This is a genomic window from Marinobacter sp. MMG032, from assembly GCF_040112695.1.
In the GTDB taxonomy this organism is placed as follows: domain Bacteria; phylum Pseudomonadota; class Gammaproteobacteria; order Pseudomonadales; family Oleiphilaceae; genus Marinobacter; species Marinobacter salsuginis.
In genome coordinates this window covers 3,604,761-3,627,731 of record NZ_CP157802.1, presented here as the reverse complement: position 1 = coordinate 3,627,731, position 22,971 = coordinate 3,604,761, and the positions used below count along the sequence as shown (strand labels likewise).

The window sequence follows — 22,971 nt, the reverse complement described above, 5'->3', positions numbered from 1 at the left end:
GTTTTCTCCTGTTTTTAGTAAGTGCAGATCGTCATTTGTAAAATTTAAATGTGGTGCGAAGTCGGATTTTTTTCAAGGCTGCCTCAGCGATAAGTTTGTCGTCGCTATCCAGCCACTCCACATCGGACCACTTGCGCAACCAGGTCAACTGCCTCTTGGCGAGCTGGCGTGTTGCTGCCACTCCCTTGCCGACAAATGTCTCGTAATCGTCTTCTCCGGACAAATAACTCCAGGCCTGACGATATCCGACACAACGCATGGAAGGGAGATCAGGGTGCAAGTCTTCCCTGAGCATCAGTGCCCGCACTTCTTCAAGAAAGCCTGCATCCAGCATTTTCAGGAAACGCAGGCGAATTCGCTCATGAAGCACGCGCCGCTCCGGCGGCATCATGGCAAGCTGAACAACAGTATACGGAAGCAAAGATGTTTCGTCTGCCTGCCAGCGAGTGAAATAGGTGTAATCCTCAATATCACCGCCTTGCGCCGCGGCCGTTGGTTGTTCGCCGGCACCGGTTTCGGCCTTCCAGAATTCGGAAATGGGCTTGCCGGTAAGACGCAGCACCTCCAGGGCCCGCATCAGGCGCTGCCGGTTATTGGGGTGAATGCGCTCAGCTGCGACAGGATCGCTGCGCCGAAGTTCCTCGTGCAGGGCCTCCCAGCCTCGCTCTTCGGCCTCTTGTTCCAGGGCAACTCGAACGGTGGGACTTGCCGATGGCAGGCCCGACATACCGTGGAGAAGCGCCTTGAAATACATCATGGTGCCGCCTACCAGCAGCGGCACCCGTCCCGCTGCTGTAATTTCTGCCATCGCAGCTAGGGCGTCCCGGCGGAAATCTGCAGCTGAGTATGTTTCCGCCGGATCGCAGATATCGATCAGTCTGTGGGGCGCCCGCGCAAGCTCTTCTGCGGTCGGTTTCGCCGTCCCGATATCCATACCCCGATAGATCATCGCAGAGTCCACGCTGATGATTTCACAAGGCAGGTGATCACAAAGCGCCATGGCCAGATCGGTCTTACCCGAGGCCGTGGGGCCCATCAGGAAAATGGCAGGCGGCAGCGACACCTCAGCGGCCCCGGAGAAACAGCTTGTCCAGTTCGGACATGGTCACTAGCGTCCATGTCGGCCGACCATGATTGCACTGGCCGCTGCGTTCGGTTGCCTCCATATCCCTCAACAGCGAATTCATTTCAGGAATGGTGAGCTGCCGATTGGCACGGACGGCCCCATGACACGCCATGGTTCCAAGCAGTTCGTGAGTCACCGCTTCAACCCGGTCACTCTGACCATGCTCGATCAGATCCGCCAGTACATCACGCACCAACTGTTCGGTATCCGCACCACGCAGCAGCGCGGGTACCTGCCTCACCGCCAGGGTCTCCGGGCCAATGCGCTCGATCTGCAAACCAAGCTTCTGCAATTCTTCACCGTGGGTCTCGGTCAGGGCCGCCTCTTTCTGACTGACGGCCAGCGATAACGGCACCAGCAATGGCTGGCTTTTCAGATCCTGCTCGGCAAGTGCACGTTTCATTCGCTCATAGGTGATTCGCTCGTGAGCGGCGTGCATATCTACCACGATCAGCCCCGCGCGCCCCTGGGCAAGAATGTAGATTCCATGCAACTGTGCAATGGCGTAGCCAAGCGGTGGTTCCTGATCGCTGTCAACAGGCGGTGTGGGCATTGGCGTGGCTACGCTATCACTGGTGGATACAGGCTGCGGCCCTTCGCTGCCCCCGCCGGCATTCAGGGACTGGTAAAAGGCCATCTGATCACTGGCCCGCCACTCCTGCTGCGGCTGAGGCTGCCCGCGAAATCCGGCACCTGAGCCGCCCGCATAACCGTAATTGGGTACCGAGGGCTGGCCGTTCCAACCCCCCTCTACAGGAGCACCGGTTGCCGCAACTCCCTCTTGGGTTTGGGCCGATGCCTCGCGACCAAAGGACTGCGCCACCGCACCGCGAAAATGATCGTCCGGCCGCACATCGGCCAGCGCCTTATGCAGGGTTCTGAAGATGAAATCGTGGACCAGGCGACCATCACGGAACCGGACCTCATGCTTGGTCGGATGGACGTTCACGTCGACAGTGGCGGGATCCACCTCAAGATAGAGCACAAACGCCGGATGCCGGTTATTGTAGAGCACGTCGCGGTAGGCCTGGCGCACGGCATGGGCCACCAGGCGATCGCGGATAACGCGACCGTTAACAAAGAAGTACTGTAGATCGGCCTGACTACGCGAAAAGGTAGGTAGAGCCACCCAACCCCAGAGCCGCAAACCGGTTGCTTCGGCATCAATTACCACGGCATTGTCGATGAATTGCTGGCCGCACAGGGCACCAATACGCCGCTCACGATCCAGAGCCGATTCCGCTGGCCTGAGGCTTTGCACAACCCGCTGATTGTGGCGCAGGGTAAAGCCTGCATCGAAACGGCTCAGCGCCTGGCGGCGCACGCACTCCTCAACGTGGTTGAATTCGGTCTTCTCGGTACGCAGGAATTTTCGACGGGCCGGGGTGTTGAAGAACAGATCCCGCACTTCCACCGTCGTTCCAACGGGATGGGCTGCAGGCGAAATCCTCGCGTCCATTTCCCGGCCTTCGACTTCCACCCGGGAGGCCGCTTCCTGGGACTCGGTTCTTGAAGTCAGGGTAAGCCGAGAGACGGAACTGATACTGGCGAGCGCTTCTCCGCGAAAGCCAAGCGATGCGACAGCCTCCAGATCATCCAGGCTGGCGATCTTACTGGTGGCATGGCGGCTGAGGGCAAGGGGCAGATCATCTTCCTCAATACCGCTGCCGTCATCCCGAACGCGAATCAACTTGACGCCGCCCTGCTCAACTTCAACGTCGACCCGGTTGGCACCGGCATCCAGGGCATTTTCGACCAGTTCCTTGACGACAGACGCGGGTCGCTCCACCACTTCACCCGCGGCAATCTGGTTCGCTAGCCGTGGTGACAGCAATCGAATGGGGGGCATGTTACGGAAAAACCTCTTGATCAGGACGCGGGAATACGAATGGTTTGCCCTACCATAACACGGTCGTCCCGAAGGTCGTTAAACTGCATCAGCTCGCTGACGGTCGTCTGGTTTTTCCGAGCCACGCCGGAAAGCGTATCGCCGCGCTGTATGCGATAGTGGCTGATGCTGTTCCCGCCCTGGCGATTCTGTTTCTGCCACGCCAGAAGGGTGCCCGGCGGTGGCGTTTTCTGGAAGTAATCATCAATGCCTTTCATGATGGCACCGGCCAGCTTGTTGCGGTACCACTCGGTCGACAGGTTTTTCTCTTCCTGGGGGTTCGAGATGAATCCGGCTTCCACGAGAATGGAGGGGATATCCGGCGATTTCAGCACCGCGAAAGCGGCCTGCTCGACGCCGGGCTTGTGCAATTTCGCTACGCTACCCAATTTGCCAAGAACGGAACTGCCTACGCCAAGACTGGCGTTGATGCTGGCCGTCATCGAGAGGTCCAACAGAACACCGGCAAGCATGTCGTCCCGACCATCCAGAGACAATCCACCTGCGCCACCGATCAGATCGGAGCGGTTCTCACTGTTAGCCAGCCATCGGGCAGTCTCACTGGTGGCTCCACGCTGGGAAAGAGCGAACACGGAAGCTCCCCTCGGCTGGGGCGTCCGGAACGCATCGGCGTGTACCGATACAAAAAGGTCGGCATTGTATTTTCTGGCCAGAATCGTGCGATTGCGAAGACCAATATAATAGTCCCCTGTCCTGGTCAGTTTGGCGGTATATCCCGGCCGATCATTGATCAGGCTGGCCAGGGTTTTCGCCATTTTCAGAACCACGTCTTTTTCATGGGTTCCTCTCGGACCAATGGCGCCGGGGTCCTCTCCGCCGTGCCCGGCGTCAATGACCACGATGATGTCACGCTTCCCCGAAGAATCCTGGGTCACGGTCGGCGTAGCTGCCTTTTCCAGCCGGCTGCCACTTTCATCAATCAGATCGACCACCAGCCTGTGGCCATACTGCTGATTCGGTTCCAGCTGAAAGCTCCGCGGCTTGATGTCGGCCTTGAGATCCAGGACTACACGCAAGTCAGTCCCGTTCCTTGGCGCGCTCCGGATCCGTTTGATAGGGCTGCCGGAAAGATCCAGGCCGGAGAAGTCGGTTTTCAGATTGGCATTTTTCAGATCGATAACCAGCCGGGCCGGACTGCTGAGGGAGAAGATGTTGTGCTCGACCTGACCGCCGGTATCCAGAACCAGGCGAGTGTGATCGGGCGCGGGCCAAATACGGGCACTCTCGACCTGCGTTGCAGCCGAACCGTGAAACGCCAATGTCGCAAGCAATAGCGCTATTGGCCATATCAGTTGTTTACTCAGCTTTGTACAATTCATACAGCTTACCTGCCAGTCTGTTCCCGGTTTCGGAGTCGCTAATGCGCCGGACCCAACACATCCAATTCGTTCAGCAAATGGCCGCCCAACTCTGAACGGGCCCTGATCACTACAGAACGCCCTTCGCCCCGGGTCTCCAGATGAATCTCCAGATCCGGCTCGGGCAATATACCTTTACCACGCTCCGGCCACTCAATCAGACAAAGATTTTCACCGGAGAAATAATCCCGGATGCCCATATATTCCAGTTCTTCCGCATCGCCCAGGCGATAAAGATCAAAATGGTAAGTTGGTGGCTGCAGGGTTTCATAGGGCTCCACCAGCGTGTAGGTCGGGCTTTTTACAGCCCCCTGGTGGCCAAGCCCGCGCATGACACCCCGGCTGATGGTGGTTTTACCCATACCAAGATCACCATCCAGGTAGATAACCACACCGTGGCCAGATTCAGCGACGGTTCTCGCCAGCTCACGGCCAAGATGCTCGGTTTCCGCCTCACCCTCGAGGAAAAGCCGGCGTTCATTGCCCATTATGCTCATAGATCTCTTGCCCCCGGGTGGGTTTCAGACTCCCGAAAAACCAACGGCAGTGCGTCTATTACATCGTTAGGGATCAAACCCATATACCCATGGGTTTGCGAGGCCCGATCCGCTGCTGCCAGGTGGGCCGATGCTCCGAGCACGGCGGCTTTTTGCCCGTCACCAATCTGTCCCAGAACGGCACCGATAATCCCCGAGAGCACATCCCCCATACCGCCAGTAGCCATGCCGGGGTTGCTGCCACTGACGATGTCAAGGGCGCCGCCTTCAGAAGCGACAACCGTACCTGCGCCTTTCAGGAGAATCGTGCCGCCATACAGTGCCTGCAATTTTCTGGCTGCGGCCATTCTATCCGCTTCTACATCCGGCACCAGACAATTCAGCAGTCTGGCTGCCTCACCCGGGTGCGGCGTCAAAACATGGTTATCCGCCGGTACGGCAACCCGACCGGACAACAGGTTCAGGGCATCTGCGTCAAGCACCCTGGGCTTGCCACTGACAATGACTTGCTCCAGCATCTGCTGCCCCCATGCGCTTCGCCCGATACCGGGGCCGCAGACGACCACTGAAGCTGCGTCAAGCAGCGACGGAAGCTCAGAACCATGAATCAGTCCATGAACCATCACCGACGGACATCTTGCCAGGGCTGCCGTCACATGCTCAGGGCGCGTTGCCAGCGAGACAAGCCCTGCCCCCGAGCGCGCAGCCGCCTCTGCCGCCAGCAGTCCGGCGCCGCCGAAGCCCCGATCGCCAGCCACCACCAGCACATGCCCAAACCGCCCCTTGTGGGCGTTGGCAGGCCGTGGCGGCAACCAGGACATCACAGAGCCCCAATCACGACGAACAGCCACCGGCTTCTGGCCGCTGCCAGCTACACCATCGGCAGTATCCAGGGATTCAAAGACCACCTCACCGCAGACCGCCGCTCCCTGCCCGGTAAATAGGCCGGCCTTAAGCCCGATAAAGGTGACCGTCATGGCTGCGTTAACAACATCTCCTTCGGCCGCCCCGGTGGTGGCATTCAGCCCGGAGGGCAGATCCACTGCGAGCACAGGCGCGGGCGCCTGGTTACATCGGCCTATCAGCCCTGCAAACGGTTCCCGGGGTGCACCGGAAACGCCAGTGCCAAGCATCGCATCGACGATGAGCCCTGCGTCGGAAAACAGATCATCCAGTGAAGAGTCGCTGAGTGCCTCCAGATCGAGCACGTCAACGCCGTCTGCCAGTGCCTTTTGCCAGGCTTTTCGTGCGTCACCGGACAGTTTGCCTGTGGGCGCAACGGCGACACACCGGACATCCAGGCCATGCCTCCTCGCGCTGGCTGCAACCAGGTAGCCATCACCGCCGTTGTTACCCGCACCGCACAGCACCAGAACCGAGCCGCACTTGGGCCAGTGCCGAACCAGACAGCGAAAAGCCGCATGGGCGGCAGACTGCATCAGCTCAAAACCATCGACGCCCTGATTATCAATCACATAGCGATCAATCTGCCTCACCGCATCGGCGGAAAACAGTGCGTCTGGTAGACTGTGTCCAACGGACGGCGGCATGAACCTTTGCTCCCGTTACAGAAACCGGTTTAAGAAAATTGGCCAGATACCTGTAAAGCATAGCAAAACAGTGGAAAAGGTCATAACTTAATCAGATTAATTATCCGTACCCCGGTTCGAGAACGAACTCTGGCACCGGCCGTGACTATGAGCGCCACATCATTGAGCACCAGAACATATCCGGAACTCGCTGATCTGCCAGCGCTTATCCGCCAGTGGGCGGCTGAGCTCGGGTTCTCTGATGTGGGTATCACCACCGCGGATACCGGTGAGCACGCAACCCATTTGCAGGACTGGCTGGCAGCGGGTTACCAGGGCGAAATGGACTATATGGCCTATCATGGTGACAAGCGCTATACGCCCACCTCCCTGGTGCCGGGTACCACTCGGGTGATTTCTGTGAGAATGGACTATCTGCCTTCGCCGGACAGCCCGAAAGAAGCGCTTACTAACCGGGAGGGCGCCTATGTTACCCGTTACGCACTGGGGCGCGATTACCACAAACTGATCCGCAAGCGTCTCGCGCAGCTGGCAGCCAGGATTGATGACGCCGTCAGCGGATACGACTACCGGGCGTTCGTGGACAGCGCGCCGGTATTGGAGCGCGCCCTAGCCCAGAGGGCGGGCCTGGGCTGGATCGGCAAGAACAACATGCTGATCCACCCGAAGGCCGGTTCTTTCTTTTTCCTTGGAGAAATTTTTACCAGCGCGCCCCTACCCGTCGACGAGCCCTTTGAGACCGATCATTGTGGCAGCTGTTCGGCCTGTCTCGATCTATGCCCGACAGACGCCTTTGTCGGCCCTCACAAGCTCGATGCCCGGCGCTGCATCAGCTATCTGACCATTGAACTCAAGGGGAGCATTCCCGAGGAGCTACGCCCGCTGATGGGTAACCGGGTTTTCGGCTGCGACGATTGCCAGTTGGTCTGCCCCTGGCAGAAGTTCAGCAAGCCAACCGGGGAAAAGGATTTTCAGCCCAGACACGGGTTGGACAACAGTTCTCTGGCAGAGCTGTTTCTCTGGACGGAGGAGCAGTTCCTGAAGCGCACCGAGGGATCGGCGATTCGGCGAACGGGCTACGAGGGCTGGCTGCGTAACCTGGCCGTGGGGCTGGGCAACGCGCCATCCACTATTCCAGTGATTGAAGCCCTGAAAAAGCGCGCGGATCACCCTTCCGAGATGGTCCGCGAGCATGTCCAATGGGCACTGAAACGCCACGGTTTATAGTTTGAAGAACTGTTCCCGGTAATGGCGCAGCTCGTTGATGGAGTCCCGGATGTCATCCAGGGCGAGGTGGCTGCCTTTCTTTTTAACCCCGGCCAGGACATCCGGGCGCCAGCGGCGGGCAAGTTCTTTGACCGTGGATACGTCGAGATTCCGGTAGTGGAAGAAGTCTTCCAGTTCGGGCATGTACTTGACCAGGAATCGGCGATCCTGACCAATGCTGTTGCCGCACAGGGGTGACTGGCCCTTTTCGACGTGCTTCTTCAGGAATTCGATGGTCTGCTGTTCGGCTTCAGACTCGGAGATGTCGCTTTCCTGAACGCGCTTGGTGAGGCCGCTTTCACCGTGGGTTCGGGTGCACCATTCGTCCATGGAGTCCAGAAAGGATTGTGGCTGATGGACGGCGATAACTGGTCCTTCTGCCACAATATTGAGTTCTGAATCGGTGATGATTGTGGCCATTTCGATGATCCGTTCTTTTTCCGGATCCAGGCCTGTCATTTCCAGATCGATCCATACGAGGCGACTATTGCTCTCTGCCATTGTTTTCCTAGCCTTCCAGATTTGAGTTTGCGGTCGCGGGGATGTCATTCCGGGAAACGCTACGAGCACATCCATGTGCGCTTGGCGTCGGCCATCCATGGCCGCCGACATTCCCGGAATGACATCCCCACGCCCGCTTGCAACTAAAGAGATATACAAAATGTGACGCCACTTCCGGAAAGCCGGTCCCAGCCCCACCGCGAAATCGAATGATATATCTTTGACGTGCCGGCATTGCTTAGGCCGATCAATTACGATTGCAGTATGATGGCACACCAAGAGCAAAACTTTCATCTGGTTATCCGGGACGTAAATGGCAAAACGGCGACTGAACAAACAGCAGCAATTCCGCATCAAGAAAGTCCAGGAAGAGCGGGCGGCCCGGGCGGCGCACAAGGAGAAGAAGGTTCAGGAGCAGGCTGATGCCGGGGAGCTTGGTCCGGAGCAGGAAGGGTTAGTCATTGCTCACTATGGGCAACAGCTGGATGTCGAAGCGCTTGAAGGCGATTTGGCCGGCAACGTGGTGCGGTGTTTTGTTCGGGCCAACATCGATAGTCTGGTGACCGGCGACAAAGTTGTCTGGCGGCCGGGGAAGAACGAGACCGGGGTTATTGTTGCCCGGGGTGAGCGTCGCAATCTGCTGCAGCGGCCGGATAATTTTGGCGCGCTGAAGCCGGTGGCCGCCAATATTGATCATATTATTCTTGTGATCGCTCCGGAGCCGGAACCCCACGATAACCTGATTGACCGATACCTGGTGGCATCAGAGATCACGGATATTCCGGCCGTGATTCTGTTGAACAAGACGGATCTGATCACCGACAGTAACCGGGATAGTATCGATGCGCTTTTGGGCCGGTATGAGGCTCTGGGCTATGAGGTGGTGCGAACGTCTGCCGCGGAGTCTGGAGATAAGCCGTCGCCGGAGGTTGAGGCGCTGGTGAAGGATCAGACCAGTGTGTTTGTTGGCCAATCCGGCGTGGGCAAGTCCTCGATTATCCAGACCCTGATGCCGGATGAAGCCATTCGCGTTGGGGCTGTATCAGAGAGTACCGGCAAGGGAATCCACACTACGACTACGGCGAAACTGTTCCACCTGCCTCTGGGCGGCGAACTGATTGACTCGCCGGGCATTCGCGAATTCGGGCTCTGGCATATGACGGCGCAGGAGATCGAATATGGTTTCCGGGAAATCCGGGAGGTGATTGGCACCTGCAAGTTCCGCAACTGCCGGCACATGGGTGATCCGGGTTGCGCCATCGACAGGGCCGCAGAGGAAGGGAAAATCAGCCCCGAGCGGCTCAAAAGCTTCCACCGGATTCTTCAGGATATGGCGGAACAACAGGCCCGGGGGCTCAAGCTGGACTGAGGTATCCGGCTTTACCAGTTCAATTCACCCGGTGCCGGCTCTTCCTTCTCCTGCAGCCATTCCCCACTCTCCAGGCGTTCACGGGCAGCCTCCTGCTCTTCTTCGGTTGGCTGGGTGAGATCGATCAGCGGCTCGTCGGACTGGCCTGCGCTGCTCTGGATGTTGTCGACGGTTTTCTTGTTAAGGACGATGATGGAAATGCGGCGATTGACCGGTGCATTCGGATCTTCCTTGTCGAACAGCACGGAATCGCTCAGCCCCACAACGCGGGCAATCTGCTGCTGGCGAACACCGCCGGCCACGAGGGCTCTTCTGGCAGTATTGGCCCGATCTGCTGACAGCTCCCAGTTGGTGTAGCCTGGCCGGCCATTGAACGGTGTAGAGTCGGTGTGCCCGGTAATGCTGAGCTTGTTGTTCACGGAGCCCAGTGTTTTGGCCAGCTCAAACAGAATATCCTGAGAGTAATACTTCAGCTCTGCCCGGCCGCTATCGAACATGGGACGCCCCGACCGGTCGACGATCTGGATTCGCAAGCCCTCGTCGGTGATATCGATCAGTAGTTGATCCTTGAACTCCTGAAGGGTTTCATTCTGTTCGATGCGATCTTTCAATTCCTGAAACAGCTCCTCCATACGCCGCTGCTCGAGGGTTTCGGAGAGCTCATCCACCACCTGGTCTTCGATCTGGATCTGGCTGGACTCGATATCCGGACTTGCCTCGTTGACCACCGATGCACTGCCCTCAAGATCGACGGGGTTCGGCGAGCCCCCTTCTGTGAAACCAACGGGATCCCGGAAATAGCCCTCTACGGCTTTTTTCTGCTCAGGCGATGCTGTAGCCGTTAACCAGAGTACCAGGAAGAACGCCATCATGGCGGTTGCGAAATCGGCAAACGCAACTTTCCAGGAACCACCATGGTGGCCACCGGCAACAACCTTTTTCCGCTTGATGATGATCGGTTGCTCTTCCACGAATCGGCTCCGGGCTCAGATGAGGACGTTTTTACTTGGAGCGAACGTGGTCGTTCAGCTCCTGGAATCCAGGGCGTTTGTCCGTGGGCAATGCCTTCCGGCCAAACTCGATGGCCATCTGGGGTGCCTGTCCGGATACGGTTGCGACAATTGACGATTTTACGCACTCGTAGGCCTTCAGCTCGTATTTTGCCGCGTGTTCCATGGCAATGGACGCAGGACCAACGAAGCCATACCCCATAAAGATGCCCAGGAAGGTACCCACCAGGGCCGCAGCCACACTGAGACCGATTTTTTCCGGCCCCTCGGTGAGGAAGTTCATGGTAATCACGATACCAAGCACAGCGGCGACGATGCCGAGCCCGGGCAGCGCATCGGCAATCTTGTTGACCGCGTGGGCAGGCTCCTCAAGCTCATGCTGGCGACTGTCGATTTCGTTCTCCATCATGCCTTCCAGCTCATGGGTTGCCATGTTGCCGGAGCTGATAATGCGCAGATAATCGGTGATAAAGGCCAGCAATTCCTTGGATTTCATAATGGCCGGGTAGCGACTGAAAATCTGACTGGACTCGGGGTTGTCGATATCTTCCTCGATCGCCATCACACCCTGTTTACGGGACTTATCGAAAATCTCATAAAGCAGGCTCAGGAGGTCCATGTAGAACGCTTTTTTGTAGGGCGAGCCTGTGAGCAGCTGAATACCCCTGCCAAACACCTCTTTCAGGGTGTGCATGGGATTGGCAATAATGAACGACCCCAGAGCCGCCCCGAAAATGATCAACACTTCGGTCGGCTGCCAGAGCACCATCAGATTGCCGCCGTGGAGAACATAGCCAGTCAACACGCTGGCCAGAACAATAATCGAACCGACGATCAGTAACATAGAATCTACGCACGCCCTATTTTCTTGGTTATTGGCCGAAGCCGGAAGCTGCCACGCACAAGTTGACCCGATAATAGCAAGGCCATGCCACAACCGCGAAGCCGTGAAACAATTTCTATACAGGTGGCAGTCTTTGGTAAACTTCGCGCCTTTGAGCGCAAAGGATCACATTTAATGTTCGACAAGCTTTTTGTTCTGAGCCAGTACATCACGCCGCAACTGGGGGTTTCCAACCTTGCCGGTCGTCTGGCCGACAGTGACAGCTCCCCTGCGCTCAAGAACCGGGTCATCAAGTGGTTTATCGGCCGCTACGGCGTTGACATGAGCGAAGCGGCCGAAACGGATCCGGAAGCCTACCCTACCTTCAATGCGTTTTTCACCCGAGCGCTGAAGCCAGGCATCCGCCCTCTGGCGGACGGCGAAAAAACCCTGGTCAGCCCTGTTGACGGTGCCATCAGCCAGTTGGGACAGGTAACCGGAGACCGGGTATTCCAGGCCAAAGGCCAGTCTTTCAGCCTGAGTGAATTGCTGGGCGGCGAAGAAGCAACCACCGCACCGTTTACCAGCGGCGAGTTCTCGACAATCTATCTCTCTCCAAAAGACTATCACCGCATCCATATGCCGATGGCAGGCACACTCAGGCAAATGATCCATGTACCCGGCAAGCTATTCTCGGTGAATCCGGTTACTGCCGAGAACGTTCCGAACCTGTTTGCCCGCAACGAACGGGTTGTCTGTATCTTCGATACCGATTCCGGCCCCATGGCAATGGTACTGGTTGGCGCCATGATCGTCGGCAGCGTGGAAACCCGCTGGGCAGGCGTGGTTGTACCCGGCAGCAGGCAGGTTACCTCAACGCGGCATGAAGGTGAGCAGGCGATCAGCTTCGAGAAAGGTGAAGAGATGGGGCGGTTCCGCCTTGGTTCAACGGTGATTATGGTTATGCCCAAGGGGGCCGTCACCTGGAACAGCGATCAGGTGGCCGGAAAAACCGTCCGCATGGGTGAGGCCTTTGGAGCCCTGGCCTGATCGGTTCTTTTAGGCTCACGCCCGCTCGAACGGAAAGGCGAGAACCTCACTGATATCCTGAACCCCGAGTTTGAGCATCAACAGGCGATCCAGTCCGAGGGCGACACCAGCGCACTCGGGCAATCCCTGCTCAAGACCGGCAAGAAACGCCTCATCCAGCGCCATTTCGGGCTTTCCGGAGTGCCTTCGTAGCTGATTATCGGCTTCAAATCTCAGCCTCTGTTCCTGCGGATCGGTCAATTCCCAGTAGCCGTTACACAGTTCAAGGCCATCTATGTACAGCTCGAAACGGTGCGCCGTTTCGTAACCCTGCGAAAGTGAGACCCTGGCCAGAGAGGCCTGCGACGCTGGATAGCCGGTTATGAACACGGGTCTGTCCCGGCCAAGATGCGGCTCCACCGCAAAACTCATCAACAGATCCAGGCAGCTATCGCGCCCGAGATCCGCCAACTGTTCCGGCTCCATCCATTGCTCACAGCGACGCATCAGCTCCCGATCGGTTGCCGCAAAAGGATCAAGGCCCGCCCAGCGCTCCAGTGCGTCCCGATACTGGATAGTGACTGGTCGCTGACATTGCAGCCAGCCGCACACGAGATCCGACACTTCTTCCATAAGCGCCACGTCATCAAAACCCGTCCGGTACCATTCCAGCATCGAGAATTCCGGGTTATGGCGACGCCCCTGCTCGCCGTTGCGGAACACCCTGGAGATCTGATAAATCGAACCTGAGCCAGCTGCAAGCAGACGTTTCATGTGGTATTCGGGAGAGGTCTGGAGCCAACCCCCGGTCGTGGAACCGGCGGTGACCTGGGCGTGAATGCCATCGAGGTTGACGTCGGTGACGCCGCACCGCCCCAGAATCGGCGTCTCGACCTCAAGCACCCCTCTTCTCGCAAAAAAGCCGCGCACAAACGCCAGTTGCTGTGCACGGCTTTCGAGGGCAGCCTGCGAGGCAGAAGGCTGCCAGACAGGTTTGCGGGTCATGGCTGGATTAACTGCTCTTCACCCGGCTGACGTATTCGCCGGAGCGGGTATCAACCTTGAGTACTTCACCGATGGTAATGAACAGAGGTACGTTGACCACGGCACCGGTGGAGAGCGTCGCGGGCTTGGAGCCGCCCTGAGCGGTGTCGCCCTTCATGCCCGGATCGGTATCGACCACTTCCAGCTCGACGAAATTGGGGGGCGTTACCGACAGTGGCGAGCCGTTGTAGAGCGTCACGGTGTACACGTCCTGCTCTTTCAGCCACTTCAGGGCATCGCCGACCGCCTTGGCATCAGCCGGGTACTGTTCGAAAGAGCCGTCAGTGAGCATGAAGTGCCAGAACTCACCATCGGTATAGAGGTATTCCATGTCCTGATCAATGACATCTGCGGCTTCCAGAGTTTCGCCGGACTTGAACGTGCGCTCCCAGACCCGGTTGGTCATGAGGTTACGCAGCTTTACGCGGTTGAAGGCCTGCCCCTTACCGGGTTTTACAAACTCGTTCTCGAGAATGATGCAGGGGTCGCCATCCAGCAAAACCTTAAGACCGCCGCGAAATTCATTGGTAGAATATGAAGCCATGAAATGTCCACCTGACAAAATGCTGTTTAGAATTCGAAGGGCGTTATGATACAGCGAACCCCCGCCCGTATAGAAGCCCACCTTTCCGACCACGAACATCGCAGCTGGCAGCAATTGCTGTCGGACTCTGTGACGTCGCCGGAAGAGCTGCTCCGACGACTGGAGTTGCCCGAGGAACCTTGGCTGTCGGCGGCACGGCAAGGCCATCGCCTGTTTTCGGTACGGGTTCCCGAGCCGTTTCTCGCTCGCATGGAAAAGGGCAATCCCGCTGACCCCCTGCTCAGACAGGTGCTTCCTCTTGCTGGAGAAACCGGTCACGCGCCGGGTTTTGTCAGCGACCCACTGGAAGAGTCGGGCGCTATTGCCACCACCGGGCTCATTCGAAAATACCGCAGCCGAGCCCTGTTAATGGTGACCGGACAATGTGCGATCAACTGCCGCTACTGTTTTCGCAGGCACTTTCCCTACGATGAACAGCGACTGAACCCCGATGATAGAAAGCGGGTAATTGACACTCTGGCGGCCAGCCCGGAAATCAATGAAGTCATTTTCAGCGGCGGTGACCCCCTGGCTGTCAACGACCGACTGCTGGCCCAATGGGCGACCGCCATAAGTGGCATCCCGCACATTCGTCGCCTGCGTTTGCATACACGCCTGCCAGTGGTCATCCCGCAAAGGGTCTGTAACGAGCTTTTGAAATGGCTCTCCACAACGCCCCTTCAGATCGTGATCGTGTTGCACGTCAATCATCCGGCGGAGATGGACACCGCCACGCGCCGGGCCCTCTCGTATCTCCGGGCCGCAGGAGCAACACTGCTTAACCAGAGCGTTATCCTGAGGGGCGTGAATGATCAGGCCTCGGTGCTTGAAGAACTGAGCGAGACCCTGTTTGAAGCAGGCGTAATGCCCTATTACCTGCACGCATTTGACCCGGTGGCAGGCGCCCACCATTACGATGTGCCGGATGAAGAAGCGCGACACCTGGTGCGTGAACTGCTGTCGAGATTGCCAGGATTCCTGGTGCCAAAACTGGTAAGAGAGGAGCCAGGCAAGGAAAGCAAGACCCCGATCAACCTGTTCCCGTGACCGGTTTCGCAAAAAAGGGCCTGATTTCACTTGTCAAAGATTGTCAACTCATGATCTTCTCGCTTTTTACGACTGGTTTGCTACTTTAAAGTCCAGTAATGTTGAAGATAAAAACATGTATTTACGGCGTTTTCCTGACAGGCCGGTGGGCACTTAGTAGCCACCAGTGGCCGGCCAGGGCCAACCCCGGAATACCACTTGTGGTCCAGACATTGGCATGCATTCATGGAAGGTAAGACCCTGAAACCTGATCTCCGCGTTCCCGAACAGAAAACGGCCAGTCTGTCGTTCTGTGACACGACGCCCAAGGCGTTCCGGGTCTGGATTGACCAATTGCCTATGGCCAATATTGGCGAGGTATCACGGCAGCTCTACCATGCCATTATCGAGCTGAACCACCTGTTTCTGACACCCCACCAACGCATGCAGTTCCTGGAGCTTATCCGGGAAAAGATTCATTTCGTGTGCAACGAGCTTTCCCGGCACTACCTCGGTCTGGCCGTGGCGCTTCCTGAAAAACAAAGGAAAATCGCCAACCTGTCCCAGGCGCTTCAATTACACCTGGCCGGCGGTTACAAACTGTGTGTGCTGGAGTTCATCGACAACGGAGGCCTGGACAAAAACCGCCGCCAGATTGCCACCGCAGCGCATCGCGCCATTTCCGAACTTTCGGCAACGATTCTGAGATCACATCAACTCTATTGCCCCAGCCCTGCCCAGAGCTGGCTCGAGTGTCATCGGCTGTACCGGTTTGCCCATCGCAACAAGCTCTCCGTGGTTCAGGTGGAAGACGACACGCTCCTGCATCGTCGCACCAGCTCAGTAGCCGATGCCTACAAGAGAATTCTCCTTCTTGGCTGTGCTCGTCCGAATCAGCTGCGACAGTCGGAACTTCTGCATGTCTATGAGCTTTGTGAATCATGGACTGACCACACCCGTTGCGGGCCTGATATCGATGACGACAGTCTCTTCGTAATCAACATGGAACGGGACAACCCACCGTTTTACCGCAGCCTTCTGGAACAAAAGCCCGGTGATGAGAGCTTTGGCTTCGATACCCGGGATCTCTCGGCGATGCTCTCTGAAACGCTTCACGCCCGGCGTGAGCATAAGGAGACCGATCACGAACTGAGAGTACCGGCAAAGGTCAGCGACACCCTGCTCACCCATCTCAGCCAGGCCCTGGGCATTCTCGCCAAGCGAAATTTCAACCGAATCGCCAGCCAGGGATCTCTCGAAGTGTGCGTGGGTCTGACCGCCGCCCATTACTTCATCGCCGGCGAGAAAACGTTTACCGAATTCGTGAATGGCAATGACAACGGCCATCATGAGGATGAAAACCTGTTCGTACGGTCTTCACGCCAGAAACAGGATGCCTGGTCGGGCGCCCACGATGCAGGGCCCAGCGATGAACGACTCCATGCCGCCGATACGCCCATCAATTTCAAAGGTTCCTTCGGCAACTCGCAGGCGCCATCGACGGACAGGAATCGGCCGAGGTCTCACCACTCCCTGTTGATCAATACAAGTCCGGGCGGCTACTGCGTTGCCTGGGAAAGCAATGTGCCACCCTCACTGCAGGCCGGTGAAATCCTGGGGGTTAGGGAGCAAAGCACCCACCCCTGGAGCGTAGCCGTTGTGCGCTGGATTCGTCAGATCAAGAACCAGGGTACGCAGGTCGGAATTGAGCTCCTGGCCCCCAGCGCCTCACCCTGCGGGGTTCGCCTTGTTCAGAAGGTAGGAAATAGCAGCGAATATCTACGTGGCTTGCTGCTGCCGGAAATCAGCGTGGTCAACCAATCCGCCACGCTGATCACACCTCGCCTGCCGTTCCAGTCCGGGAGCCGCATTTCCCTGCTCCACGACGGCCGGGAGGACCAGGGACAACTGTCTCGCAAGGTCTCCTCCACTGGCAGCATCAGCCAGTTCGAACTCAAATTGCAGAATGCCGCAACGCTGAATGCTGGCGCCCCACCAGCATCGTCCGGTGCCAGCGAGGATGAGTTCGACTCGCTCTGGCCATCGCTGTAAGGTCACCAAACTGAGACACCGGCCCGGCAGAGGGTTGTTATTGAACCACAACCCCTGCATCATTCAGCGTTAGTGAATGAACCGTGTATCACGAGACGCCCTTCGAATGCAGAAAAAGAACGCGACCGTACACCTGCTGATTCTTGATCCATCGCAAAACGATGCCGAATCGCTGGTCAGCCTGCTCCGCAACTCCGGCAAGGCCACCCGAGCCCACAGAATTACCTCGGAAGAAGATCTTGAGGAGACGCTGAAAGCGGGTAACTGGGATCTCCTTCTGGCCCGTGATCTGGACCAGGAATTCTCGGCCGATGATGCCCTTGCCATGATCCGCAGGATGGACAAGGACATTCCGTTTATCCTCCTAACGGAAGAGGAAAGCCGCGAACGCACGGTTGGCATGATGAAGGCAGGCGCCCAGGATACTGTGGCTTTTGAGCATACCGACCTGATTGTTCTGAAGGTAAACCGGGAGCTGGCAGCCCTTGATGAGCGAAGAAGGCGTCGTGTTCTGGAATCCCACCTGCGAGAGGCAGAACAGCGCTGCCAGTTGCTCCTCGAGAGCTCCAAGGATGCCATTGCCTACATCAACGACGGCATGCATATCTATGCCAACCAGTCGTACATGGAATTCCTCGGATACGACGATATTGACGACCTTATCTGCGTTCCGGTGCTGGACACCCTTACTCCGGAAAGCCAGGAAAAGTACAAGGAGTTCATGAAGTCGTTTGCCGAAAAGGGCGAAGACGGCATGACCATGAACTGCACGGCACGGCGTAGCGACGATCACGAATTGAACGTCACGATGTCGGTATCGGCTGCGACCTATGACGGCGAGGCCTGCACACAGATTGTGTTGCAGCCAGAGCACAGCGATGCGGAACTGGAAGAAAAGCTTCGCCAGATCAGCAGCCAGGATCTTTTGACTGGCCTCTACAACCGTCAGTACCTGATGGATGCACTCGCCGAAGCCATTGCCACTGCCGGCAAGAAGAATGAGACCGGTGCGCTGGCTTACATCGCCCTGGACAACTTCATGAGCATGAAGGGCCAGGTAGGCATTTCCGGCGCAGACTTGCTCTTGGGGGATCTGGCCAACCTGCTCAAGGAACAGGCCGGGGAGGATCTCACCCTGGCACGTCTGAGCGACGATGCCTTCAGCCTGCTGTGCCAGCCATGCGACGAAGGCACGATGGTCGAACACGCCGAGCGTATCCGTAAGGCCGTAGAAGACCATCTTTTCGACATCAATGATCGCACGGTACAGCTGACTGTGAGCATCGGTGTTGCGTCAATTACCGAGAACTCTCCGAAGGCCGAGGAGCTCATGGCCCGGGCGCATACGGCGTCTGCGGAAGTGCGCAAGCTTGAGGGTCATGCCGAAGGCAACGGTGTGGTGGTGTACAACCCGGCCGACTTCGAAACACTGGATCAAAGCAATTCGGTGGAAGCGATTCAGAAAGCCCTGGACGACAACCGATTCCGCCTTCTGTTCCAACCGATCATCAACCTGCGCGGTGAAGGCGAAGAGCATTACGAAGCCTTCGTGCGTATGCTCGACAAGGACGACGAGGAAGTCTCCCCCTATGACTTCCTGCCGCCGACGGGCCCGAGCGACACCGCTATCAAGATCGACCGCTGGGTTATCCTGCAGACCATCAAGCAGCTCTCCAGCCACCGGTCACGGGGTCACGATACCCGCCTGTTCCTCAATGTGACGGCTGAAACCCTGCAGGATAAGACCTTCACTCCATGGCTGAGTGTCGCCCTGAAGGCCGCCCGTCTGCCCGGAGACTCCCTGATCTTCCAGATCCGTGAAGGCGATGCCAACAACTTCATGAAGCAGGCGAAAGACTTCACCAAGGCGGTCCACGAGCTTCACTGCAAGGTATCCATCGCCCAGTTCGGCTGCGCCCTCAATCCCTTCAATACCCTGAAGCACATCGATACCGACTACGTGAAAATCGATGGTTCCTTCACGGAAGAAATCCAGAAGAGCGATGAGGCCAAGGAGCAGGTCAAGGAAATGGTCAAGAGCCTGCAGTCCAGCGGCAAGCTCACCATCATTCCGCTGGTGGAGAACGCCGGCGTTCTCGCCACACTATGGCAGGCCGGCGTGAATTACATTCAGGGCTACTATCTGCAGGCGCCGGTACCGGAAATGAACTACGACTTCGGCGACAACTGAGCCTGATCGGCTCAGAAGTCGGCGTTTTCCAGACTCTGGTTGGTTTCGCTCTCCCGGAAACCAATCAGATAAAGGATTGCGTCCAGACCCAGCGTGGAAATCGCATGGCGAGCCGACTCCTTGACCAGGGGTTTGGCACGGAACGCCACACCCAGGCCAGCCTGACTGAGCATGGGGAGGTCATTGGCGCCATCACCGACGGCAATCACCTGTTCCCGGGCAATATGCTCCTTCTCGGCGATCTGCAGCAGCAGTTCTGCCTTCCGCTTGCCGTCCACAATCTGCCCTGACACCCGTCCGGTGACCTTGCCAGCCTCGATCTCAAGCTCGTTCGCGTAGATGTAATCGATGCCAAGTTTGCGCTGCAGATGGCGGGCAAAGTAGGTGAATCCGCCCGACAGGATGGCCGTGCGATAACCCAGTGCCTTGAGACTTCGAATCAGGTGCTCAGCCCCCTCGGTCATTCGCAGCCGTGAGGCGATGCCCTCAAGTACCGACTCGTCCAGCCCCTTCAAAAGCGCAAGGCGCTCGGCGAAACTCTGGCTGAAATCCAGTTCGCCCTGCATGGCCCTCTCGGTAATCTCCGCCACCTGCTCGCCCACGCCGGCTTCCGCCGCGAGTTCGTCGATCACTTCGGCTTCGATCAGCGTGGAGTCCATATCAAAGACCACGAGACGACGATTACGCCGGAAAATGGAATCCTCCTGGAACGCAATATCCACATTCATTTCGCCCGCGATGTGCAGGAAGTCCGCGCGCAACTGCTCGAGATCCGATGGTGTACCCCGAACCGAAAACTCGACACAGGCAATCCGGTTATCGGCGGCGTTCAGAGAAGGCCGGGCAGACAGCCGGGAAATATTGTCGATATTCAGGCCGTGGCGGGCGGTAATGGCCGAAACACGGGCAATCTGCTCGGCTTTGATATCTCGGGCCAGCAGCGTCACGATGTAGCAGGCCCGGTTCCGGGCGGCGGCCCAGGATTGGTATTCCTCCACCGTGATGGGCGCAAACCGCACCTGCAGATCCAGGGCATGGAGCCGGAACAACAGATCCCTGATGACCGGAGAGGATTTGGACTCGTCCGGAATTTCGATCAGGATGCCCCAGGTCAGGTGATCGTGGATGACCGCCTGGCCAATATCCAGAATCCGCACATCGTAACGCCCCATGATGCCGGTGATTTCCGACGTCAGGCCCGGTTTGTCACGCCCGGAGACATTAATCAGTACCAGTTCACTCACTGTCGACACCCTCACTGTCTGAGCCGGCCTCTTCCTGCGCCCGAGCAGCGGAAGGAATCACATCGATGCCATCAACCCGTTGCAGTCCCCTGGGCAGCTTGTGGCCGCGCCGGCCCCGCTCTCCGAGGTAGTGTTCAAGGTCACTGAACTGGAGCCCCATCTTGCGCTTGCCCGCCCGGACCTCCAACTGGTCGTCCTCGGCAAATACGGCCACTGCCACCACATATTCCTCGCGGTTCTGGACCCTGGCAGAAGGAATGCTGATGATCTTGTTACCCTTACCCTTGGCGAGTTCCGGCAGCTCGCTCAGCGGGAACACCAGCATACGGCCCTCGTTGGACACCGCTCCAAGGTACAATGTTTTTTCAGTGCTCGGTATTACCACCGGAGCCATGATCCTTGCTCCTTTGGGGACACTCACTACCGCCTTGCCATTGCGGTTTTTGCTGATCATGTCGTTCAGTGATGTCACAAAACCATAGCCCCCATCGGTGACCAGCAGTGCCTTGCGGGACGGATCCCCCATCAACAGCCCTGAAAAGCTTGCCCCGGAAGGAGGGTTGATCCGCCCGGTTAGCGGCTCGCCCTGCCCCCTGGCAGACGGCAGGCTGTGAGCCATCAGCGAATAGGCCCGCCCGGTGGAATCCAGGAAGATCGCCTGCTGGTTATTGCGCCCACGGGCCGCCAGGGAGAAACGGTCGCCGGCTTTGTAGCTCAGGCCTTCCGGCTCGATGTCATGCCCTTTGGCCGCGCGAACCCAGCCTTTTTCAGACAAGACGACGGTCACCGGGTCGTTCGAAACCAGATCCACTTCACTGAAGGCCCGGGCCTCTTCACGCTCGACAATAGGTGAGCGACGGTCATCACCAAAGGTTTCGGCATCTGCCTGCAGCTCGCTCTTGATCAGCTCGCGGAGCCGGTCTTCAGAACCGAGAATGGACTGGAGTTCATCCCGTTCGGCTGAGAGCTCATCCTGCTCGCCGCGAATTTTCATTTCCTCGAGCTTGGCCAGATGGCGCAGTTTCAATTCGAGGATGGCTTCGGCCTGATCGGCAGACAAACCGAAACGGGCCATCAACTCGGCCTTGGGCTTGTCTTCAGTACGGATGATTTCGATCACTTCATCAATGTTGAGATAAGCAATCAGCAAGCCTTCCAGGATATGCAGGCGAGCAAGAACCTTGTCCAGGCGATGCTGGAGACGACGGATTACAGTAGTGCGACGGAAGGCCAGCCACTCGGTCAGAATCTGCTGCAATCCCTTCACGCCCGGCCGGCCGTCATTACCGATCACATTGATGTTGACCCGATAGGTTTTCTCGAGATCGGTGCTGGCGAACAGGTGCGCCATCAAGCCATCAAGATCGACCCGATTGGAGCGGGGCACAATCACCAGGCGGGTCGGATTTTCGTGATCGGATTCGTCACGAAGGTCGGCCACCATCGGAAGCTTCTTGGTCTGCATCTGGTGGGCAATCTGCTCCAGCACACGGTTACCGGAGACCTGGTGTGGGAGGTCCGTAACCACGATTTCGCCGCTTTCCCGAATCCAGCGGGCGCGCATCCGCAAGGATCCGCGGCCGGTTTCGTACATCTGCCGGATGTCCTTCCGGGGAGTAATGATTTCCGCCTGGGTCGGAAAATCCGGGCCTTTGATGTGTTCACAAAGCTCTTCCACCGTCGCCCCGGGCTGATCCAGCAGGCGTATACAGGCGGCGGTCACTTCCCGCACGTTGTGCGGCGGGATATCGGTGGCCATACCAACCGCAATACCGGTGGTGCCATTCAGAAGCACATGAGGCAACCGGGCAGGCAGTACCGACGGCTCTTCCATGGTGCCATCAAAATTGGGCACCCAGTCCACCGTACCTTGCCCAAGCTCGCCCAGGAGTACTTCCGCGAAAGGCGCCAGGCGGGATTCGGTGTAACGCATGGCGGCAAAGGATTTCGGGTCGTCCGGCGAGCCCCAGTTCCCCTGCCCGTCCACCAGCGGGTAACGGTAAGAAAAAGGCTGGGCCATCAGCACCATGGCTTCGTAACACGCGCTGTCACCATGGGGGTGAAATTTACCCAGCACGTCGCCCACGGTGCGCGCGGACTTCTTGTATTTCGAGGTGGATTTCAGTCCCAGCTCGGACATGGCATAGACAATTCGCCTCTGAACCGGTTTCAGGCCATCGCCGACATTGGGAAGTGCCCGGTCAAGAATGACGTACATGGAATAATCGAGATAGGCCTTCTCCGTGTAATCCCGGAGCGAAACCCTCTCGAAGCCTTCATCCGTAGTCTGAAACTCTGGCATGGATGCCTCTTTGATTGCCTGTGTTGCCTGATTTGAAAACCATCGGTGATGCTGTGCCCTGGCCCCGTAATAATCACCGGACAGCAGGAGC

At 57.7% G+C, this 22,971-nt stretch carries 18 protein-coding genes; 6 read left to right on the top strand and 12 right to left on the bottom strand.

The features are described from left to right. Window positions 1-31: 31 nt before the first annotated feature. The 5 genes from miaA to ABNF92_RS16675 all read right to left on the bottom strand — a co-directional run bounded on the left by miaA (window position 32) and on the right by ABNF92_RS16675 (window position 6,440). On the bottom strand, window positions 32-1,000 hold the full coding sequence (gene miaA, locus ABNF92_RS16695; RefSeq protein ID WP_349344105.1) for a tRNA (adenosine(37)-N6)-dimethylallyltransferase MiaA: 969 nt from the start codon (window positions 998-1,000) through the stop codon (window positions 32-34). Window positions 1,001-1,064: 64 nt separating this feature from the next. Continuing rightward, on the bottom strand, window positions 1,065-2,975 hold the full coding sequence (gene mutL / locus ABNF92_RS16690) for a DNA mismatch repair endonuclease MutL (RefSeq protein ID WP_349342770.1): 1,911 nt from the start codon (window positions 2,973-2,975) through the stop codon (window positions 1,065-1,067). 20 nt (window positions 2,976-2,995) lie between these two features. Then, a complete protein-coding gene (locus ABNF92_RS16685; protein ID WP_136631648.1) occupies window positions 2,996-4,354 on the bottom strand; it encodes an N-acetylmuramoyl-L-alanine amidase in 1,359 nt (452 codons plus the stop codon). A gap of 38 nt (window positions 4,355-4,392) precedes the next feature. Then, the gene (tsaE, locus tag ABNF92_RS16680; protein WP_222464989.1) at window positions 4,393-4,890 is read right to left on the bottom strand and encodes a tRNA (adenosine(37)-N6)-threonylcarbamoyltransferase complex ATPase subunit type 1 TsaE; all 498 of its coding nucleotides are present in this window, start codon (window positions 4,888-4,890) and stop codon (window positions 4,393-4,395) included. Then, window positions 4,887-6,440 carry an NAD(P)H-hydrate dehydratase gene (locus ABNF92_RS16675; RefSeq protein WP_349342769.1) on the bottom strand — a complete coding sequence of 518 codons (1,554 nt, stop codon included), beginning with the start codon at window positions 6,438-6,440 and terminating at the stop codon, window positions 4,887-4,889. Before ABNF92_RS16675 ends, tsaE begins: the two co-directional genes overlap by 4 nt. Window positions 6,441-6,587: 147 nt before the next feature. Here ABNF92_RS16675 and queG point away from each other — a divergent pair, with 147 nt between their 5' ends. Beyond that, on the top strand, window positions 6,588-7,667 hold the full coding sequence (queG, locus tag ABNF92_RS16670) for a tRNA epoxyqueuosine(34) reductase QueG (protein ID WP_349342768.1): 1,080 nt from the start codon (window positions 6,588-6,590) through the stop codon (window positions 7,665-7,667). On the opposite strand, the gene orn is transcribed toward queG, so the two are convergent. Beyond that, window positions 7,662-8,207 (bottom strand): oligoribonuclease, encoded by a 546-nt coding sequence (gene orn / locus ABNF92_RS16665; RefSeq protein ID WP_349342767.1) that lies wholly within the window; start codon window positions 8,205-8,207, stop codon window positions 7,662-7,664. The genes queG and orn overlap by 6 nt on opposite strands. 313 nt (window positions 8,208-8,520) lie before the next feature. On the opposite strand from orn, the gene rsgA reads away from it, so the two are divergent. Beyond that, window positions 8,521-9,576: a small ribosomal subunit biogenesis GTPase RsgA gene (gene rsgA, locus ABNF92_RS16660; RefSeq protein WP_349342766.1), complete on the top strand. Its 1,056-nt coding sequence runs from the start codon at window positions 8,521-8,523 to the stop codon at window positions 9,574-9,576. Between the two features lie 11 nt (window positions 9,577-9,587). Here rsgA and motB read toward each other — a convergent pair whose 3' ends face one another. Further along, complete coding sequence (gene motB / locus ABNF92_RS16655) at window positions 9,588-10,547, bottom strand: flagellar motor protein MotB (RefSeq protein WP_136631652.1); 960 nt, start codon at window positions 10,545-10,547, stop codon at window positions 9,588-9,590. Window positions 10,548-10,578: 31 nt separating this feature from the next. Then, entirely contained in the window at window positions 10,579-11,430 is an 852-nt protein-coding gene (gene motA / locus ABNF92_RS16650) for a flagellar motor stator protein MotA (protein ID WP_069183018.1), read from the bottom strand. Between the two features lie 174 nt (window positions 11,431-11,604). Here motA and asd point away from each other — a divergent pair, with 174 nt between their 5' ends. Continuing rightward, window positions 11,605-12,459: an archaetidylserine decarboxylase gene (asd, locus tag ABNF92_RS16645; protein WP_349342765.1), complete on the top strand. Its 855-nt coding sequence runs from the start codon at window positions 11,605-11,607 to the stop codon at window positions 12,457-12,459. Window positions 12,460-12,474: 15 nt separating this feature from the next. On the opposite strand, the gene epmA is transcribed toward asd, so the two are convergent. Further along, entirely contained in the window at window positions 12,475-13,443 is a 969-nt protein-coding gene (epmA, locus tag ABNF92_RS16640; protein WP_349342764.1) for an EF-P lysine aminoacylase EpmA, read from the bottom strand. A 7-nt stretch (window positions 13,444-13,450) separates the two neighbouring features. Further along, a complete protein-coding gene (gene efp, locus ABNF92_RS16635) occupies window positions 13,451-14,026 on the bottom strand; it encodes an elongation factor P (RefSeq protein ID WP_069183015.1) in 576 nt (191 codons plus the stop codon). Window positions 14,027-14,071: 45 nt separating this feature from the next. Here efp and epmB point away from each other — a divergent pair, with 45 nt between their 5' ends. From epmB to ABNF92_RS16620, 3 genes are all read left to right on the top strand, one after another. Beyond that, window positions 14,072-15,112 carry an EF-P beta-lysylation protein EpmB gene (gene epmB, locus ABNF92_RS16630; RefSeq protein ID WP_209400830.1) on the top strand — a complete coding sequence of 347 codons (1,041 nt, stop codon included), beginning with the start codon at window positions 14,072-14,074 and terminating at the stop codon, window positions 15,110-15,112. A gap of 225 nt (window positions 15,113-15,337) precedes the next feature. Continuing rightward, complete coding sequence (locus tag ABNF92_RS16625; protein ID WP_349344104.1) at window positions 15,338-17,143, top strand: GTPase; 1,806 nt, start codon at window positions 15,338-15,340, stop codon at window positions 17,141-17,143. 106 nt (window positions 17,144-17,249) lie between these two features. Beyond that, window positions 17,250-19,334 carry an EAL domain-containing protein gene (locus ABNF92_RS16620; protein WP_349342763.1) on the top strand — a complete coding sequence of 695 codons (2,085 nt, stop codon included), beginning with the start codon at window positions 17,250-17,252 and terminating at the stop codon, window positions 19,332-19,334. A gap of 11 nt (window positions 19,335-19,345) precedes the next feature. On the opposite strand, the gene serB is transcribed toward ABNF92_RS16620, so the two are convergent. Both serB and parC read right to left on the bottom strand, forming a co-directional pair. Next, window positions 19,346-20,578 (bottom strand): phosphoserine phosphatase SerB, encoded by a 1,233-nt coding sequence (gene serB, locus ABNF92_RS16615; RefSeq protein ID WP_349342762.1) that lies wholly within the window; start codon window positions 20,576-20,578, stop codon window positions 19,346-19,348. Then, window positions 20,571-22,880 (bottom strand): DNA topoisomerase IV subunit A, encoded by a 2,310-nt coding sequence (parC, locus tag ABNF92_RS16610; protein WP_136631658.1) that lies wholly within the window; start codon window positions 22,878-22,880, stop codon window positions 20,571-20,573. Before parC ends, serB begins: the two co-directional genes overlap by 8 nt. Window positions 22,881-22,971 lie beyond the last annotated feature (91 nt).

Bases quoted from the DNA above. Each gene is read 5' to 3' on its own strand.
- orn (WP_349342767.1), bottom strand. From the start codon at position 8,207: ATGGCAGAGAGCAATAGTCGCCTCGTATGGATCGATCTGGAAATGACA.
- parC (WP_136631658.1), bottom strand. From the start codon at position 22,880: ATGCCAGAGTTTCAGACTACGGATGAAGGCTTCGAGAGGGTTTCGCTC.
- rsgA (WP_349342766.1), top strand. From the start codon at position 8,521: ATGGCAAAACGGCGACTGAACAAACAGCAGCAATTCCGCATCAAGAAA.
- motA (WP_069183018.1), bottom strand. From the start codon at position 11,430: ATGTTACTGATCGTCGGTTCGATTATTGTTCTGGCCAGCGTGTTGACT.
- epmB (WP_209400830.1), top strand. From the start codon at position 14,072: ATGATACAGCGAACCCCCGCCCGTATAGAAGCCCACCTTTCCGACCAC.
- ABNF92_RS16685 (WP_136631648.1), bottom strand. From the start codon at position 4,354: ATGAATTGTACAAAGCTGAGTAAACAACTGATATGGCCAATAGCGCTA.
- epmA (WP_349342764.1), bottom strand. From the start codon at position 13,443: ATGACCCGCAAACCTGTCTGGCAGCCTTCTGCCTCGCAGGCTGCCCTC.
- queG (WP_349342768.1), top strand. From the start codon at position 6,588: ATGAGCGCCACATCATTGAGCACCAGAACATATCCGGAACTCGCTGAT.
- tsaE (WP_222464989.1), bottom strand. From the start codon at position 4,890: ATGAGCATAATGGGCAATGAACGCCGGCTTTTCCTCGAGGGTGAGGCG.
- ABNF92_RS16620 (WP_349342763.1), top strand. From the start codon at position 17,250: ATGCAGAAAAAGAACGCGACCGTACACCTGCTGATTCTTGATCCATCG.
- ABNF92_RS16625 (WP_349344104.1), top strand. From the start codon at position 15,338: ATGGAAGGTAAGACCCTGAAACCTGATCTCCGCGTTCCCGAACAGAAA.
- mutL (WP_349342770.1), bottom strand. From the start codon at position 2,975: ATGCCCCCCATTCGATTGCTGTCACCACGGCTAGCGAACCAGATTGCC.
- efp (WP_069183015.1), bottom strand. From the start codon at position 14,026: ATGGCTTCATATTCTACCAATGAATTTCGCGGCGGTCTTAAGGTTTTG.
- miaA (WP_349344105.1), bottom strand. From the start codon at position 1,000: ATGGCGCTTTGTGATCACCTGCCTTGTGAAATCATCAGCGTGGACTCT.
- ABNF92_RS16675 (WP_349342769.1), bottom strand. From the start codon at position 6,440: ATGCCGCCGTCCGTTGGACACAGTCTACCAGACGCACTGTTTTCCGCC.
- asd (WP_349342765.1), top strand. From the start codon at position 11,605: ATGTTCGACAAGCTTTTTGTTCTGAGCCAGTACATCACGCCGCAACTG.